This window comes from Saccharothrix sp. AJ9571, from assembly GCF_021725495.1.
Classification (GTDB): Bacteria; Actinomycetota; Actinomycetes; order Mycobacteriales; family Pseudonocardiaceae; genus Amycolatopsis; species Amycolatopsis magusensis.
The window spans coordinates 967,958-985,600 of sequence record NZ_CP091382.1 but is presented as its reverse complement, the minus strand read 5'-3'; the positions used below and the strand labels follow the sequence as shown (position 1 = coordinate 985,600).

Sequence of the window (17,643 nt, the reverse complement as noted above, 5' to 3'; positions counted from 1 at the left end):
CGCTATGAGTGGGGCATTACTAGCGTTCAATGCAAGTAATGCCCGGTGGTCTCAATCGATGGTTGCAACTTAGGTTGGTTGGGATAGTAGTTCACGTAGGCATCGGGCTGGTGTGTGCCAGCCCAGTGTCTGGCGTGGGCGGTTGTTGAGTTCGGCGGCGACGTGGGCGAGGTCGTCGGCGGTGTGGGTCGTCAGGTTGGTGTGTTTGGGGAAGTACTGGCGCAGCAGGCCGTTGGTGTTCTCGTTGGAGCCGCGTTGCCAGGGGCTGGAGGGGTCGGCGAAGTAGATGGGCATCCGGGTGGCCAGGGTGATGTCGGGGTGGCGGGCCATTTCGTTGCCGCGGTCCCAGGTCAGCGAGCGGCGTAGATGCTGGGGCAGGGCGGTGATGGCGGGGATCATCGCGTCACGGACCTGTTCGGCGCTGTGACCATCCGGTAGGTGCAGCAGGATGACGAAACGGGTGGAGCGCTCGACCAGGGTCCCGATCGCTGAGGCGTTGTTTGTGCCGAGGATGAGGTCGCCTTCCCAGTGTCCGGGTACTGCGCGGTCAGCGGCTTCGGCGGGGCGCTGGGAGATCGGGATCGGGTGGCCCAGTTTCGAGGTTTGCGCGCGGGCGCGGGCCCGGTTACGCGGGACCCGCAGTGCCCGCCCGGTGCGCAAACAGGCGGCCAGTTCCCGCCGCAGCGCACCCCGGGCCTGGACGAACAGTGATTGGTAGATCGCTTCCGGGCTGATGCGCATGCCGGGGTCGTCGGGGAACTGCTCGGGCAGGGTGGCGCTGATCTGCGCGGGGGACCATTTCTGGTTCAGCCCGGCCTGGACCTGCTCACGCAGTTGCCGGTGCACGGCCAGTTTCGCCGGTTTCGGCCGTTTGCCGCGTTCGCGGGCCAGTTCGTGCGCGACCGAGGCCCGGTAGTGTTCTCGCACATCGGTGCCGGCGTGTTCGGTGCCCAGCACCCGGCCCACGGTGCGGTCGATCTCCCGGCCGATGGTGGACTTGTCCCGCCCCAGCCGGGCGGCGATCTGCGTGTTGGACTCACCCCGGGCGATCCCCACCGCGATCTCCTCCCGCTCGGCCAGGCTCAAAAACCGGCCCGACCCCGGCCGGGGAATCCTCGCGTTCGCGCTCACCCCACCAGCCTGAGCGAACCACCGCCGCCCTGTCTCGTGCGACACGCCCACCACCCGCGACGCCGCCCGCACCGACAACCCCGCACGCACCCCCTCCCAAAACCCCGCCACCACACCCACCGGCAACAACCGACGACCCATCACAACCCCTCCTCACTCAGGAGTTGCAACCACCGCTAGACACCGCGCCCCACTCATAGCATTCAGACCCGGGGGTTAGGTGGTGGGTGGGTCCCAGGTCCAGTGTTCGACTAGGTCGTTGCACATGAAGATCTGGCCGTCTAGGTCGGCTTGGCCGGTCACCTTGAACATCCGGCTGCCGACCATGCCGGCGTACCGGCCGCTGACGCCGTCGGCCCACATCGCGTGCCATTCGTAGACGTTGCTCAGGGTCAGGTTGTAGACCCCCGAGGTGCGGATGGTGCCGTCGCGGAAGGTGATGGTCTGCTGCACGAACTTCAGCCCGATGTCGTTCGCCGGGTCCTTGAAGGGCGTGTACGAATACCCCTTCGAGATGGCGACGAGCCGGTCGTCCTTGCGGAACTCGGACTTGTAGTGCATCGACGATCCGGCGCCCGGTGGCCATTCGCCGCCGTCACCGGGGGCGGGCCCGTATTCCTCGGTCAGCACCTCGCGGAGGCCGACGTGCACCTCGCAGTCGTTCGGGGGGACGGGGCTGTCGGCGGGATCCTTGGGTGGCTCGGCCGCCTCGAGCGCGGCCAGCGCGTTGGACTGCTTGTCCGCCAGGGTTTCCTCGGCCTTCGGCTGCTTCGGGTTCCAGTTCCAGTTCTCTTCGAGCCCGCCGCACAGGTACAGCCCGGCGTTCAGGCTCAGCCCCAGTTGCGTGATCTGGAAGGTGCGTGCGCCGACCATGCCCACGTACCGGCCGCTGACGCCTTCCGCGGAGATGTAGTTCCATTCGTTGTAGTTGTTCGGCGTGACGCTGTAGACGCCGGAGGTACGGATGACCCCGTCGGCGAGTTCGATGGTTTCTTGCGCGTACTGCAGGATCACGTCCTCTTTGTCATCGCGGTAGGGCACATAGGAATAACCCTTCGAAGTGGCCACCCAGTTGCCCGCGGGGTCGCGGAGCTCGGCCTTGAAGTAGACCTGGTGCCCCACCTGCAGCCTGCTGCCGACCGGCGGATTGGTGGGATCGGGGAAAATCGGGTACTTCTCCACGATCACTTCGGTGAGCGTGTTGTGGTTGACGCAGTCGTGCGGCACGCCGGTCGCCGTGCTCGCGCCCGCGGTCGCCGGAACGGCCAGTGAAGCCACGACGAACGACCCCGTCACCAGCGCGATCAGGCTTCTGCGCCGTCGCGCCTTCTTGCGGAAAATGTGCATGATTCTCCTTTCGGCGGCTCGAGGCTAGGAGCGGGCGCTAAACCGTGCCTTAGGCCGGAATATTCCGCCCCGGCCGGTCCATAGGGGAGTAACAGGGGGCTTGGGAGCGACAGTTCGGACTGGCATGGTCTAGGCGCTGTCCGCACGCGCTCGCGTGGGAGAAGAGGGAGACCATGACCAGATCCAGAACGGCTCGATGGCGCCCGGTCGCGTGGGTGATCCCGGTGGTGTGCGCACTGCTCGCGGTGCTGGCTCCCGCTTCCGCCGTGAGCATCCCAGCCGTCGACCCGGCCGCCGGTACGGACTGGCCGACGTGGACCAAGGACGCCAGGGGGAGCAGGCACAACGCCGCCGAGCGGCGCATCAATGTGTACACTGTGGACGATCTGGAGGTGAAGTGGGCGCACGCCTTCCCGCGTGGCTTCGGGCAGACCTTGCGCAGTCAGCCCGCGGTGGTCGGCGACCGGATGTACTTCGGCGGCCCGGACGGTCTCTTCTACTCGCTGGACTCGAAAACCGGCCAGACATTGTGGACCTTCAACCTGAGCACAGTGGACCCGGCGGTCGGGCAGGCCAAGATGGTGCGCGACAGCCCGTCCGTCGCCAATGGACGCGTCTACTTCGGAGACGGCCGTGGTTACCTGTACGCGCTGAACCAGCAGACCGGCGCGCTCGAATGGTTCAAGCGGCTCGACACGAACCCCGCCGCCCGGCTCACCAGCTCCCCGATCCACTTCGACGGCCGGATCTACGTCGGCGTCGCGAGCGCGGACAACACCGGTGGGGTCGACTCGGCGTGCTGCACCTTCCGCGGTCACGTCGACGCGCTCGACGCGCAGACCGGTGAGCTGGATTGGCGCTACTACACGGTTCCCGAGCCGAAAGCGGTCGGGACCTGGCCCAGTGGCGCGATCCACTGGTCGCCGTCGGGCGTCGGCGTGTGGAGTTCCCCGGTGATCGACCCGGCCACGCGCACGCTCTACGTGGGCACCGGGCAGAACTACACCGGCACCGAGGGCGACTCCGACTCGGTGCTCGCGCTCGACGTGCAGACCGGTGCCGTCCGGTGGAAGAACCAGCTGACCCACCCCGACACCTGGCGCGTGCTGTGCGCCGACCCGAAGGCCCCGCCGGGGTACTGCCCCGGGCTGGAGGACGGGTCCGCGCTGGACTTCGACATCGGCACCGCCCCCAACGTCTTCACCGTCAAGGGCCGCACCTACGTCGGCGTCGGGCAGAAGAGCGGGGTCTACCACGTGCTCGACACGCGGACCGGCGCGATCGTCTGGCAGCGCCTGCTCTCCTCCGGGGACACCACCTACTCCGAGTCCGGCATCCAGTGGGGCGCCAGCTACGACGGCGAACGCCTCTACGTGGCCACCAACCAGGGCAACCCGGGTGCGCTGCACGCACTGGACCCGGAAACCGGGGCACTGCTGTGGACCACGCCGAACCCGGCCGACGGCTGCTCCTGGGGTGGTGCCGCGCTGGCCCCGGCCAGTTGCCTGCTGGCCCACGCGCCGGCGGTGAGCAGCAGCCCCGGCGTCGTCTACGAGGGCAGCTCGGACGGCAAGATCCGGGCCTACCGCGCGCGTGACGGCAAGGTGCTCTGGCAGTTCGACACGATCCAGGACTTCCAGGGGGTCAACGGGCTGGTCGGGCGCGGTGGCGGACTGGCGGCGGCCGGTGGCGCGGTGGTCTCCGACGGCATGCTCTACGTGATGTCCGGTTTCCGCCCGCTCTACCCGAGCGACAAGGGATTCGTGCTGCTGGCATTCGGCCGCTGACTTCCGCCGAACGGGAAAAAGGGCGGTGAGCAACGGTGCTCACCGCCCGGCCCGCCCCCGCGTTATTCGGCGACGTAGGTGCGCCCGATCCATTCGAAGACCCGCAGCGGACGGCCCGCGTGCAGTTCGGTCTCGGTGGTCGGGCGGAAGTGCTCGTAACGATTCCCGTTCACCAGTTTCAACGGGAGCTCCTCGTCGGGCACGCGGTGGAAGCGCGGGTTTCCGCCTGGTAACGCGAGCGGTCCGCCGCGCAGCACCACGTTGGGTCCGATATCACTCATGGCACCGTCCTTTCCCCGGATGGTTTCGCTGGGTGACGATTCATCGTCGGGAGCCGGGCTAAAGCGGCGCTTTCCCGGTGCTTGACCGCCCCGCGCGGGGACGGCCCAGGGGAGTGCCGGTCGGTGCGTAGGGGGCGGTTTCACGAGGCGGTTAGGGGCTTGGGTGATCCTTCGAACAGTGGCAAAGTCGCGTTCACCGGCATTGACAACGACCCGGTCGGGGGAAGACGAGTCACCGGAGGGCAAGTTGAGATACGAAATCCTGGGCAGACTCAGAGTGGTCGACGACGAGGGTTCCACTTCGCTGACCGCTCGCAAGATGGAAACGCTGCTGGCCGTCCTGCTGGGCCGGGCGGACCAGGTGGTCACCACCGATCAGCTCATCGCGGAGATCTGGGGGGATCGCCCGCCGCAGCGCGTGAACGCCGCGCTGCACGTCTACATTTCGCAGTTGCGCAAGTTCCTGGACCGGCCGGGCCGCTCGGCCAGCCCGATCGTCACCCGCCAGCAGGGCTACCTGCTGCACCTGGGCGAGGACACGCTGGACGTCAACGACTTCCAGCGCCTGGTGAACCGAGGCCGCGAGGCGGCGCAACGGGGACGCCACGAGGAAGCCGTCGCGCACTTCGAGGGGGCGCTGTCGCTGTGGCGCGGCCGCGCGCTCAACGACGTGCAGGACGGGCCGATCCTCTACTGGTACGTGACCTGGCTGGAAGAGGCCCGGCTGGAGTGCGTGGAGATGCTCAACGACGCCTACCTGGTGCTGAGCAGGCACCGCGAGGTGGTCGGCAGGCTGTACGTGCTGACCGGGGAGCACCCGCTGCGGGAGTCGTTCTACCGGCAGCTGATGCTGGCGCTGTTCCGTTCGGAGCGGCAGGCCGACGCGCTGAAGGTCTACCAGCACGCCCGTGAGCGGCTCAACGCCGAGCTGGGTCTGGAGCCGTGCCGTCCGCTGCGGGAACTGCAGGGCGCGATCCTGCGTGGCGACGAACTGCTCAAGCACACCGTCGCTTAGGTCCGTTGTAGACAGTCGAGGAGCCGGTCCACGTCGGTGCCGTCGTTGTAGTGGACGATGCTCGCGCGGACCGCGCTGCCGGCGTCGCGGATGCCGAGCGCACCGGTCAGCTCCCAGGCGTAGTTGTGCCCGTTCCACACGTTCACCTTGGCGGCGGCCAGGGTTTCCGCCGTCTGGCGCGGGGTCTGACCGTCGACGGTGAAGTAGGCGACCGCGGTGCGGCGCCGGGGCGCGCCGTGCAGGGTGACGCCGGGGATCTCCCGCAGGCCGTCGAGCAGCCGGGCGAAGAGCCGTTGTTCGTGGTCTTCCGCGGCGGTCATCGAGGCGAGCAGCCGTTCGCGGCGAGTGCCCGTGGCGTCCGTGAGCCCGGCGAGGTGGTCGACGGCGGCGGTCACCCCGGCGAGGTCGGCGAAGGGCAGCGTGCCGGTCTCGAAGCGGTTGGGCACGTCGTCGCTGGACGACGCGAGCTTGTCGGGGCGCAGGGTGTCCAGCAGCGCGGGGTCGGCGACGACCGCGCCGACGTGCGGGCCGCACCACTTGTAGGCGCTGGTCGCGTAGAAGTCGGCGCCGAGCGCGGTGCGGTCGGTGGGGCCGTGCGGGGTGGCGTGGACGCCGTCGACATAGGTGAGCGCGCCGGCGGTGTGCGCGGCGGCGGTGATCGAGGCGACGTCCGGGCGGGTGCCGAGCACGTTGCTCGCCGCGGTGACCGCGACCAGGCGGGTGCGTTCGGAGAGCAGGGCGTCGAACTGGCCGGTCGGCAGGTCACCGGTGCCGCGGTCGATGTCCGCCCACTTCACCGTGGCACCGGCCTTCGCGGCGGCCTGGACCCAGGGGCGGACGTTGGCGTCGTGGTCGAGCCGGGTGACGACGACCTCGTCCCCCGGCTGCCAGCCGGTCGCCAGCGTGTTCGCCAGCCGGTAGGTGAGCGTGGTCATGTTGGCACCGAGGATGACACCGCCGGGGTCGCCACCGACCAGGTCGGCGACCGCCTGCCGGGCGTTCGCGACGATCTCGTCGGCGCGGTGGCTGGCCGGGAAGGCGCCACCGACGTTGCCGATGCCGCGGCGGTAGGTCTCCGCGATCGCGTCGATCACACTCGCCGGGACCTGGGTGCCGGCGGCGCCGTCGAGGTAGGCGTAGCCGTCCTGGAGCGCGGGGAACTCGGCGCGCTTCATGCGAGCGCCTGGTAGGCCGAGGTCCAGAAGTCCCGGTGGGGCTTGCTGTGGTCGGGGAAGTCGGCGCGCTGGGTGAGCAGGACGCCGACCAGGTCCTCGGCCGGATCGGTGGCCCACGAGGTGCCGAGCCCGCCGTCCCACCCGAAGCGGCCGGGGATCTCGTAGATGTCGTCGCGCCGAGTGTTGACGGCGACGCCGAAGCCCCAGCCGCGGTTGTCGAAGTACCCGGGGAAGAAGCCGGATTCGGCTTTCTGCCGGGGTGTCAGGTGATCGGCGGTCATCGTGGAGATGGAGGCGCGGGAAAGCAGGTCGTTGCCGAGGAACGCGCGTCCGAACGCCAGCAGGTCGTCGGCCGTCGAGACCAGCCCGGCCGCGGCGGAGGGGAAGACGGGTGGCTTGCTCCAGGCGCCGTCGATCTCGTCGTAGACCTCGAGTTCGCCGGTCTGCAGGTCGGGCATGTAGCTGACGACGAAGCGGTCGAGCTTCCCGGCGGGCACGCTGAACGCCGTGTCGACCATGCCGAGCGGGCCGAAAACGCGTTCGGACAGGAAGGTCTCGAGGTCCTGGCCGGAGGCGCGGGCGAGGAGCGCGCCGAGGATGTCCGAGCCGGTGTTGTAGAGCCAGCGGGTGCCGGGCTGGTGCATGAGGGGCAGTTCGCCGAGCTTCTTGAGCCACTGGTCGACGGTGAGCTGAGTCATCGGCTTCGGCGGGCCGAAGGTCCGCAGTTCGGCGGCGGCTTCATTGATCGGGGACTCTCCGGGGAGCATGCCGATGCCGTTGCGGAAGGTGAGGAGGTCACGCAAGGTGATCTCGCGGTGGGCCGGGGTGGTGCGGTCGAGCGGTCCGGCGGGGTCTTCGAGGACCTGCGGGTTGGCCAGCTCGGGCAGGAACTCGGTGAGGGGATCGTCCAAGCGGAGTACGCACTCCTCCACCAGCACCATCGCCCCGGCGGCGGCGATCGGCTTGGTCATCGAGCTGATCCGGAAGATGGTGTCGCGCTGGGCGTTCCCGACAGCATCGACGTGCACCTCGTCGCCACTGCTCAGCACGGTGACCGCCCCCGGGAGCAGTCCGGAGTCGACGTGGCGGGCCATCGCGTGGTGGACCCGATCGAGGCGGTGCTTCACGAACCTGCTCATCCGCCGAGCTTAGGCCGCCGATGATCGACCCGCCAGGAGCTCGCACGCCCTGCGAGCCCGGCCCGTTCGGGTGGCAGCTTGCGGACGTCCGGGAGGGCTCCCGGGGTGGGTGGTTACCGTGGTCGGATGGGCGACAAGTGGGCTGAACGCAGGGAGGCCAGGCGATCCGGTGATCGCCCGGAACCCGAGGAACTGCGCGAGGGCTGGGTGTGGGGACCGGAGCGGCCCCGGAGTCTGCGGATCGCGTTCGTGTTGTGGATGGTGCTGGGGATACCGCTGGTCATCGGGATCGTCGGCATCGTGGTCGTGTTCGCGGCGATCAACCTCCGCGCGGGGTACCGCGGCGCCCGGGTGTGGCTGACCGCCCTCTACGGGTTGAGCGTTCTGCAGTTCATCGGCGGGATCGTGGTGATCATCGTGCTGGGGGTCCGCGGCGAGCTCGACAGCGCGCTGCCGATCCTGCTCCTGGTGCCCACAGGCATCGCGACCGCGGCGATGATCGCGACCTGGCACCCGGACACCACCGCGTACCTGCGGGAGTTACGAGAGCTCAGCGAGCGCGTCGCCTAGGTGCGTGATCACCGCGGCCAGGGTCGGCTGGTCGTAGATGGCCACGGGCGGGATCTGCACCCCCGAGGCCGCCTGCAGCCGGTTGCTCAGCTCCAGCGCGGTGAACGACGAGAACCCGTGGTCCAGCAGGCTGTCCTCCACCCCGATCGCGTCCGGGCTGGCGTGGCCCAGCACGTCCGCGGCGTGGAACCGCACCAGTTCGGTCACCAGCTGCGCCCGTTCGGTGCCGGTCGCGGTCAGCAGGCGGTTGTCCGCGGGGACGACGGGCGTCTCCAGGTCCAATTCGGCGACCACATCCGGAGCTGAAGCGCCCTGACGCAGGACCAGGCCGACCGCCTGCGGGCTCGCCAGGTCCCAGGCGATGGCTGCCGAAGGCACGGGCCGGCTTCGGGCCCAAGCCGTCGCGTAGGACTGGGCTGGTGACGGCGTGCGCGTGGTGAACACGAAGAACGTGGCTTCGAGGTCCTCCAGGGCTTGCAGCCGTTCGCGGACGGCGTCGACCGTCTCGTCCGGGCCGACCACCTCGACGACAGCGGAAACCGCCGAAGCCTCCGTGACCACCTCGACCCCCTGAGCGCGGAACCAGTGAGCCGCCTGCGTGCTCAACGAGTCCGAACCGCGGATCAGCACTGGGCCATCCGGCTGCCAGCCGGAGGCGAGGTCCGCCCGTTCCAGCCGCTCGGTGAACACCTCCGAACCGCGAATGGCCAGCCGCGCTTCGGAGACATCGGAGCGCAGCAGGTCCACCAGCCGCGTCCACTCCTGCTCAGCGGGAGCAGCGGGCAGGTCGACCAAACGATCCGGAGCAAGGCCCCAGAACTGGGCCTGTTCGGGCGAAGCCGGGCCGTCGACCGGCGCTCCGCCGGTGGTCACGAGCCACACCGGGGCATCGAACTCGCCACCCGGATCGCCGACGGAGAGCACGCCGGTCAGCGGCTCACCGGGCTCGGTGACCACGTGTGCCCCCTGGGCCCGAAGCAGGTCACGCAACTCGTCCGAGCCGAGAACCAGCCACGTGCCCAAGGAGGAATTGGCCGCGACCGTCCTCAGCGGACGCCAGGCGATTCGGTACGACCATTCGGCCTGGCGCGTCCAAGCGGCGAGCGCGGCCCGCTGATCCTCGGTCAGGCCGAGCGCATCCGCCGCGGAAGTCAGGTCGAACCGCGTGGATCGCGCTTCCGGGTCCAGCCAGTACCGCGATCGCTGGAACGCATAGGTCGGCAGGTCGACCCGCTTCGCGCCGGTGAAGCCGGCCGTCCAGTCCACCGGCACGCCCCGCACGTGCGCCTTCGCCAGCGCGGTGACCAGTGTGCGCGGCTCCGGCCGCCGTGACGTCAGCGCCGGGATGATCGCGCCCGGCTCCGCCTCCGGCACACAGGCCTGCGCGGCGGGGGTGAGCACGGCATCCGGCCCGATTTCGAGGAACGTGCGCACCCCGGAAGCGTGCAAAGTCCGCATCCCGTCGTGGAACCGCACCGGCTGGCGGACCTGCCGCACCCAGTACTCCGGTGAGGTCAGTTCTTCGGCCAGCTGACCGGTCACAGTGGACACCACCGGAATGCGCGGTGCCGAGTAGTTCAGTCCACGGGCGATCCGCAGGTATTCGTCGAGCATCGAGTCCAGGTGCGCCGAATGGAAGGCGTGGCTGACGGTGAGCCGCTTGGTCCGGATCCCGCGTGCCTTGAACTCGGCACCGATGGCCAGCACCGGTTCGGCGTCACCTGCGAGCACCACCGCGTTGGGCCCGTTCACCGCGGCCAGGCTCACTGAATCACGCAAATGGGGAAGAACCGCCGACTCCGGGGCTTCGATCGCGACCATGGCGCCATCGTCACGGACACCTTCCATCAAGCTCCCACGAGCAGCCACCAAGGTGCAAGCGTCCTCAAGGGACAGCACTCCGGCGATGTGCGCCGCGGTCACTTCGCCGATGGAATGACCGGCCACCAAGGACGGCACGACCCCGTACGACTCGACCAGCCGGTACAGAGCCGTCTCCAACGCGAAAAGCGCGGCCTGGGTGTACGCGGTCCGGTCCAGCAGCGCGGCTTCCGGCGTGCGCGGCTCGGCGAACAGGATCGGCAGCAGCGGCCGGTCCAGCAGGCCGTCGAGCAATGCGCAGACCCGGTCCAGTTCGCGGGTGAAGACCGGGTAGGTCTCATACAGCTGACGGCCCATGCCCGGCCGCTGGCTGCCCTGGCCGGTGAACAGGAACGCGGTCCTGCCGCCGGAGGCCTGCCCGTGCGCCAGGTTCGTCGCGGGTGTGCCGTGCGCCAGCCCGGACAGGCCCTTGACCAGCTCCTCCTGCCGGTCCCCGAAAACGACGGCCCGATGGAGGAAGGAAGTACGCGAGACCGCCAGCGAATGCCCCACATCGGCGATGTTCAGCCCGGGGTGCAGCGTGAGGTGGTTCAGCAGGCGCTCGGCCTGCCCCTTCACCGCGGCGGGCGACTTCGCCGAGAGCACCCACGGCACGGGACCCGGCGCGACGCACGGCTCACCGGCTGGTTCGTCCGACGGTGCCTGCTCCAGGATCACGTGCGCGTTGGTCCCGCTGATGCCGAACGACGACACCCCGGCCCGGCGCGGGTGCCCGTTCTGCTGCCACTTCGCCGGTTCGGTCAGCAGGGTGACCGCGCCCGAAGCCCAGTCCACCAACGGGTTCGGCTCGTCCACGTGGAGCGTGCGCGGCAGCTCGCCGTGCCGCATCGCCATGAGCATCTTGATCACGCCCGCGACCCCGGCCGCGGCCTGCGTGTGCCCGATGTTCGACTTGACCGACCCCAGGTACAGCGGCTTCTCACCCCGCGACTTCCCATAGGTAGCCAGCAAAGCCTGCGCTTCGATCGGGTCGCCGAGCGTCGTGCCCGTGCCGTGCGCTTCCACGGCGTCCACTTCGGAGGGTGCGACACGAGCGTTCTCCAGTGCCTGTTTGATCACCCGCTCCTGCGAAGGGCCGTTCGGTGCGGTGAGCCCGTTGGAAGCGCCATCCTGGTTGACCGCGGTGCCGCGCACCAGGCCGAGCACCTGGTGCCCGTTCCGGCGAGCGTCGGAAAGCCGTTCCAGCAAAAGGAGTCCGGCGCCCTCGGCGAAGCCGGTGCCGTCCGCCGCCGCGGCGAACGACTTGCACCGGCCATCCGCGGACAGCCCGCGCTGCCGGTCGAACTCGGTGAAGACCATCGGCGTGGCCATCACGGTCACCCCGCCGGCCAGCGCCAGCGAACAGTCGCCGTTGCGCAGCGCCTGTGCCGCCAGGTGCAGCGCGACCAGCGAAGACGAGCACGCGGTGTCGACCGTGACGGCCGGGCCCTCCAGCCCGAAGGTGTAGGCGACCCGGCCCGACGCGATGCTGCCCGCGCTGCCGTTGCCGAGGTAGCTTTCGTACCCCTTCGGCGCGCGGTCCTGCAGGCGGCTGCCGTAGTCGCTGTACATCACGCCGGTGAACACGCCGGTACTGCTGCCGCGCAAGGCGTCGGCATCGAATCCGGCGCGTTCGAAGGCTTCCCACGCGACCTCCAGCAGCAATCGTTGCTGCGGATCGATCGCGGGTGCCTCACGGGGTGAGATGCCGAAGAAGCCGGGGTCGAATTCGGCGGCGTCGTAGAGGAAACCACCCGCGTGCGGGCGATCCCGCCGGTCGGGATCGGCGTCGTAGACGTCGGCGGGCCAGCCGCGATCGGCCGGGAAGTCCGAGATGGCGTCCCGGCCCGAGGCGACCAGTTCCCACAGGTCCTCCGGCGAACCGACCCCGTGCGGGTAGCGGCAGCTCATCGACACCACGGCGATCGGCTCGCGGGCCCGTTCCTCCAGGTCGAGCAGCTGCCCGCGGGTGCGGTCGAGGTCGGTGGTCACCCACTTCAGGTAGTCGAGCAGCTTCTGCTCGGTCGGGCCGGTGCTCATGCGGTCTCCACCTTCCTGCCGAGCTTGCCGTCGATGAAGTCGAACAACTCGTCCGCGCTGGCCGAGCCGAGACCGGCGTCCGTGCCGCCGGCCACCGCCAGCAGCTCCCGCAGCCGGTCGGTGACCCGCAGGTCGGACAACCCGATCAACGCCTCCTCCAGGCCGTCGAGCCGCTCCAGCACGGCGGAAGCGAGGTCGGGCTCTTCGGTCCGCGGCGCCAGTTCCGCCCGCATGTACCCGGCCAGCCCGGCGAGCGTGGGGTGGTCGAACACCAGGGTCGCGGGCAGCCGCAGGCCGGTCGCGGCGGTGAGGCGGTTGCGCAGCTCCACCGCGGTCAGCGAGTCGAAACCCAGCTCCTTGAACGCCTTCCCGGTCGGGATGGTGTCCGGATCGGTGTGCCCGAGCACGGTGGCCACGTGCCCGCGCACCACGTCGATGAGCAGGGCCTGCTGCTCGGACTCGGCGAGGTCGGCCAGCCGCTGCGCCAGGTCGGCCAGCCCGCCGCCCGCGCGCTTGGCCGGGGCCTTGACCAGGTTCTGGAACAACCGCGGCAGGGTGCCCGCGGTGGCCTGGTTCCGCAGCGCGGCGGTGTCCATCTTGGCCGGGACGACCACCGCGCGGCCGGTGGTCAGCGCGGCGTCGAACAGCTCGAACCCCTGGGCGGTGGCCAGCGGGATGATGCCCGCGCGGGCCATCCGGGTGTGGTCGGCGTGATCGAGGTGCCCGGTCATGCCGGTGGTTTCGGCCCAGTAGCCCCACGCCAGGCTGATCGCGGGCTGCCCCTGTGTCCGCCGGTGCTCGGCGAGCGCGTCGAGGTAGGCGTTGGACGCCGCGTAGTTCGCCTGGCCAGGGGTGCCGATGGTCGACGCGATCGAGGAGAACAACACGAACGCGCTCAGCTCGCCGGTCAGTTCGTGCAGGTTGCGGGCCGCGTCGACCTTGGGCCGCCACACGTTCGCCAGCTGCTCCGGGGTCAGTGCGGTGATCGTCGCGTCGTCGAGCACCCCGGCCGCGTGCACGACGGCGGTCAGCGGCCGGGAAACGCTCGCCAGCAGGGACTCCAGTGCGGCGCGATCCGCCGCGTCGCAGGCGGCGACGGTCACCTCCGCGCCGAGATCGGCGAGGTCAGCGGCCAAGCCGGTCGCGCCGGGGGCGTCCAGGCCACGACGCGAGGTGAGCAGCAGGTGCCGCACGCCGTGGTTGAGCACCAGGTGCCGGGCGAGGTGGCCGCCGAGCACGCCGGTGCCGCCGGTGATCAGCACGGTGCCCTCGGGATCGAACGTGGTGTGCGCCGGCTCGGCCGCGGTCCGGGCGAGCCGCGGCACCAGCGCCTTGCCGTTCCGGACGGCGACCTGCGGCTCCCCGGTGGCCAGCGCGGCGGGCACCGACTGCGGGGAGTCGGTGTCCACCAGGGTGAACCGGTCGGGGTGCTCGGTCTGGGCCGAGCGCACCAGGCCCCACACCGCCGCGCCGGTCAGGTCGGTGACGTCCTCGCCGGGCTCGGCCGACACCGCGCCGTGCGTGACGAACGCCAGCTGCTTGTCCGCGGCGATCGCGTCCTGGACCAGCCGGAGCGCGGCCGGGACATCGGCGGCTTCGACCAGCTCCGGCACGACCTCCGACGCGGGTTCGGTGTCGCGCAGGGGTGACCACTCGACGTGGAACAGCATCGAGCGGTGACCGCCGGACCCGAGCATCGCCGGGTTGATCCGGCGCGCGGTGAGGGTGTCGATCGAGGCGACCGGGGCGCCCACGTTGTCCGCCAGGGTCACGCGGTAGCTGTCGGTGCCCACCGGGGTCAGCCGGACGCGCAGCGCGGTGGTGCCACTGGTGCGCAGGCTCACGCCGCTCCACGAGAACGGCAGGCTGATGCCGTCGCCGCCGAGGGATTCACGGGCGAGCGGGTGCAGCGCGGCGTCGAGCAGCGCGGGGTGCAGCGCACACCGCTCGCCGTCGGCGTGCTGCTCTTCCGGCAGCACCACGTGGGCGTAGAAGTCGTCGCCGAGCTTCCAGACGCCGCGCAGGCCGCGGAAGGTCGGGCCGTAGCCGTACCCCTCGTCCTGCAGCCGGTCGTAGAACTCGTCCATCTCGACCGGCTGTGCCCCGGCCGGTGGCCAGGCGCCGGACAGGTCACCGGCCACTTCGGGTGCCAGTGTGCTCAGCGAACCGGTGACGTGCAGGGTCCACGGGTCGTCCGGCTCGGCGTCCTCGGGTCGCGAGTGGACGGTCAGCGCGCGCCGATCGTCGTCGACGGGACCGACCGCCACCTGCAACCGGAGGGTGCCCTGCTCGGGGAGAACCAGTGGTGCCTGGAGCAGAAGCTCTTCCAGCCGCCCGCAGCCCGTGCGCTCGGCGACGAACAACGCCATGTCGACAAAGGCACTTCCCGGCAGCAAGGCGGTGCCGAGCACGGTGTGGTCGGCGAGCCACGGCTGCGCGTGCGGGGACAGGCGGCCGGTGAACACCGTGCTTTCCCCGTCGGCGAGTTCGAGCGCGCCGCTGAGCAGCGGGTGGTCGGCGGCGTCGAGACCGGCGGCGGTCGGATCGGTCGCGCCCGCCGGGGCGTCGAGCCAGTACCGCTTGCGCTGGAACGGATACGTCGGCAGGTCCACCTGCTTCCGGGTGCCCGGCGCGAAGACCGCGGTCCAGTCGAGGTCGACGCCGTTGACGTGGGCCTGCGCGACCGCGGCGAGGAACTGCTTCCAGTCGCCGTTGTCGCGGCGGAGCGTGCCGCACACCGTGCTGACGCCGTCTTCTCGCGTCTCATCGAGCGTCTGCTGGATGCCGATGGTGAGCACCGGGTGCGGGCTGGTCTCCACAAAGGACCGGTGCCCGTCCCGGCGCAGGGCACGGACAGCGCTGTCGAGTTGCACGGTCTCCCGCAGGTTCCGGTACCAGTACGCGGCGTCCAGTTCGGTGGTGTCGATCGGCTCGCCGGTGACGGTCGAGTAGAACGGGATCTCCGCCCGCAGCGGTTTGACCTCGGCGAGCATCTCCAGCAGCGCTTCACGGAGGCTGTCGACGTGCGGTGAGTGCGAGGCGTAGTCGACCGCGATCCGGCGTGCGCGGACACCGGCCGCTTCGAACTCGGCGAGCAGCTCGTCGATCGCCTGCTTCGCGCCCGAGACCACAGTGGACTCCGGACCGTTGATCGCGGCGATGCCGAGCCGCCCGTCCAGCAGTGCTGGGTGCTCGTGGATCCGGGACGCGGGCAGCGGCACGGAAGCCATGCCACCGCGCCCGCTCAGCGCCGAGACGGCCTGGCTGCGCCTGGCCACGATGAGCGCCGCGTCCTCCAGCGTGAGCGCGCCCGCGATGTGCGCGGCGGCGATCTCCCCCTGCGAGTGCCCGATCACCGCACTCGCCTTCGCGCCGATCGACTGCCACAGCCGCGCCAGCGACACCATCACCGCGAACAAGGCGGGCTGCACCACGTCGACCCGCTCCAGCGGTGGGGCTCCTGGCGTGCCCTCCAGCACGTCGCGCAGGGACCAGTCGACGTGCGGGGCGAGCGCGTCCGCGCAGAGCTGGATCTGCTCGCGGAACACCGTGGACGTGCCGAGCAGCGGGACCGCCATCCGGGCCCACTGCGAACTCTGGCCGGGGAACACGAAGACCGGTTCACGGGCACCGGCGACCGGGTTCTGCGCACCATGGGGCGTGGTGATCAGCCCGGTCGCCGATTCGCCGCGGGAGAGCCGGTCGAGCCCGTGCAGGAAGTCCTCGCGGTTGTCGGCGACCACCACGGCACGATGGGCGAACGTGGATCGTGAGGTGGCCAGCGAATATCCGACGGTCGCCGGGTCCGAAGTGGACGAGACCAGGTGCCGCCGCAATTGCTGGGCTTGGACGTGCAGCGCCCGCTCGCTGCGAGCGGACAGCAACCACGGCACCGGACGCGAATCGGCGGGCGGTTCGGCCGAGGGTTCGACGGCCGGGGCCTGCTCCAGGATCAGGTGCGCGTTGGTCCCGCTGATGCCGAACGAGGAAATCCCGGCCCGCCGGGGCGTGCCGTTTTCCGGCCACGGCACCGGCTCGGTCAGCAGCGAGACCGAGCCGCCCGCCCAGTCGATGTGCGGGCTCGGCTGGTCGGCGTGCAGGGTCCTGGGCAGCGTGCCGTGCCGCAGCGCCAGCACCATCTTGATCACCCCGGCCACCCCGGCGGCGGCCTGGGTGTGCCCGATGTTCGACTTGATCGAGCCCAGCCAGAGCGGGCGTTCCCGTCGATCCTGTCCATAGGTGGCGAGCAACGCCTGCGCCTCGATCGGATCGCCGAGCGTGGTGCCGGTGCTGTGTGCTTCGACCGCGTCCACTTCGGACGGTTCCAGACCGGCGGTGGCCAGCGCCTGCCGGATGACGCGCTCCTGCGACGGCCCGTTCGGCGCCGAAAGCTGACTGCTGGCACCGTCCTGGTTGACCGCGCTGCCCCGGATCACCGCGAGGACCGGGTGCCCGTTGCGTTCGGCGTCGGACAACCGCTCCAGCAGGATCAGCCCGGCGCCCTCGGCGAACCCGGTACCGTCGGCCGAAGCGGAGAACGACTTGCACCGGCCGTCCGGGGAGAGTCCGCGCTGGCGGCTGAATTCGACGAAGGTGCTCGGGGTGGCCATCACCGTGACGCCACCGGCCAGCGCAAGCGTGCATTCCGACTGCCGCAGCGATTGCGCGGCCAGGTGGATCGCCACCAGCGAAGACGAGCAGGCGGTGTCGATGGTGACCGCGGGGCCTTCCAGCCCGAAGGTGTAGGAAACCCGGCCGGACGCGATGCTCGGCGCGCTGCCGTTGCCCAGGTAGCCCTCGAACCCGGCGGGCGCTCGGTGCAGGCGTGAGGCGTAGTCGTCGTACATCACCCCCGCGAAGACGCCGGTCCGGCTGCCGCGCAGGGAAAGCGGGTCGATGCCCGCGTGCTCCAGTGTTTCCCACGCGGTTTCCAGCAGCAGCCGTTGTTGTGGGTCGATGGCCAGTGCCTCGCGCGGGCTGATACCGAAGAAGTCGGCGTCGAAGTGGTCCGCGTCCGCGAGGAAGCCGCCCTGGCGGGTGTAGCTGGTGCCGACCCGCTCGGGGTCGGGGTCGTAGAGGTGCTCGACGTCCCAGCCGCGGTCAGCCGGGAACCCGGAGATGGCATCCGTGCCCGAGGCGACCAGTTCCCACAGCTCGGCCGGTGAGCGCACGTCACCGGGGTAGCGGCAGCTCATCGCCACGATCGCGATCGGCTCGGCGGCGCGGCCGGAGAGCTCGGCCACGCGTTCGCGGGCCTGACGGAGTTCGGCCGTCGCGCGCTTGAGGTAGTCCCGCAGC

The 17,643-nt window shown here is 70.3% G+C and carries 9 protein-coding genes and 1 pseudogene; 3 read left to right on the top strand and 7 right to left on the bottom strand.

Annotated features, from left to right (window positions below):
• Nucleotides 1–69: 69 nt before the first annotated feature.
• Together L3Q67_RS03800 and L3Q67_RS03795 are read right to left on the bottom strand one after the other, a co-directional pair.
• On the bottom strand, nt 70–1,272 hold the full coding sequence (locus tag L3Q67_RS03800; RefSeq protein WP_499183822.1) for an IS30 family transposase: 1,203 nt from the start codon (nt 1,270–1,272) through the stop codon (nt 70–72).
• Nucleotides 1,273–1,347: 75 nt separating this feature from the next.
• On the bottom strand, nt 1,348–2,478 hold the full coding sequence (locus tag L3Q67_RS03795; RefSeq protein WP_499188212.1) for an allene oxide cyclase barrel-like domain-containing protein: 1,131 nt from the start codon (nt 2,476–2,478) through the stop codon (nt 1,348–1,350).
• Between the two features lie 173 nt (nt 2,479–2,651).
• Here L3Q67_RS03795 and L3Q67_RS03790 point away from each other — a divergent pair, with 173 nt between their 5' ends.
• A complete protein-coding gene (locus L3Q67_RS03790; protein WP_499188211.1) occupies nt 2,652–4,265 on the top strand; it encodes a PQQ-binding-like beta-propeller repeat protein in 1,614 nt (537 codons plus the stop codon).
• 62 nt (nt 4,266–4,327) lie between these two features.
• On the opposite strand, the gene L3Q67_RS03785 is transcribed toward L3Q67_RS03790, so the two are convergent.
• Nucleotides 4,328–4,546, bottom strand: a complete 219-nt coding sequence (locus L3Q67_RS03785) for a DUF5988 family protein (RefSeq protein ID WP_499188210.1) — start codon at nt 4,544–4,546, stop codon at nt 4,328–4,330.
• A 247-nt stretch (nt 4,547–4,793) separates the two neighbouring features.
• Here L3Q67_RS03785 and L3Q67_RS03780 point away from each other — a divergent pair, with 247 nt between their 5' ends.
• Nucleotides 4,794–5,561, top strand: coding sequence for an AfsR/SARP family transcriptional regulator (locus tag L3Q67_RS03780; protein ID WP_395895180.1), 768 nt, complete (start codon nt 4,794–4,796; stop codon nt 5,559–5,561).
• Here the strand turns inward: L3Q67_RS03780 and L3Q67_RS03775 are convergent.
• Both L3Q67_RS03775 and L3Q67_RS03770 read right to left on the bottom strand, forming a co-directional pair.
• A complete protein-coding gene (locus L3Q67_RS03775) occupies nt 5,558–6,736 on the bottom strand; it encodes a PLP-dependent aminotransferase family protein (RefSeq protein ID WP_499188209.1) in 1,179 nt (392 codons plus the stop codon). The genes L3Q67_RS03780 and L3Q67_RS03775 overlap by 4 nt on opposite strands.
• Nucleotides 6,733–7,875, bottom strand: a complete 1,143-nt coding sequence (locus tag L3Q67_RS03770) for a serine hydrolase domain-containing protein (RefSeq protein ID WP_499188208.1) — start codon at nt 7,873–7,875, stop codon at nt 6,733–6,735. The genes L3Q67_RS03775 and L3Q67_RS03770 overlap by 4 nt, the downstream gene beginning before the upstream one ends.
• Nucleotides 7,876–8,001: 126 nt before the next feature.
• Between L3Q67_RS03770 and L3Q67_RS03765 the strand changes: the two genes are divergently transcribed.
• Nucleotides 8,002–8,445, top strand: a complete 444-nt coding sequence (locus L3Q67_RS03765; protein ID WP_499188207.1) for a hypothetical protein — start codon at nt 8,002–8,004, stop codon at nt 8,443–8,445.
• Here the strand turns inward: L3Q67_RS03765 and L3Q67_RS03760 are convergent.
• Nucleotides 8,416–12,297, bottom strand: a pseudogene (locus tag L3Q67_RS03760) (type I polyketide synthase); the annotation flags it as partial. The gene L3Q67_RS03765 and the pseudogene L3Q67_RS03760 sit on opposite strands and share 30 nt — an antisense overlap.
• A 44-nt stretch (nt 12,298–12,341) precedes the next feature.
• Nucleotides 12,342–17,642, bottom strand: coding sequence for a type I polyketide synthase (locus L3Q67_RS03755; RefSeq protein WP_499191421.1), 5,301 nt, complete (start codon nt 17,640–17,642; stop codon nt 12,342–12,344).
• Nucleotide 17,643 lies beyond the last annotated feature (1 nt).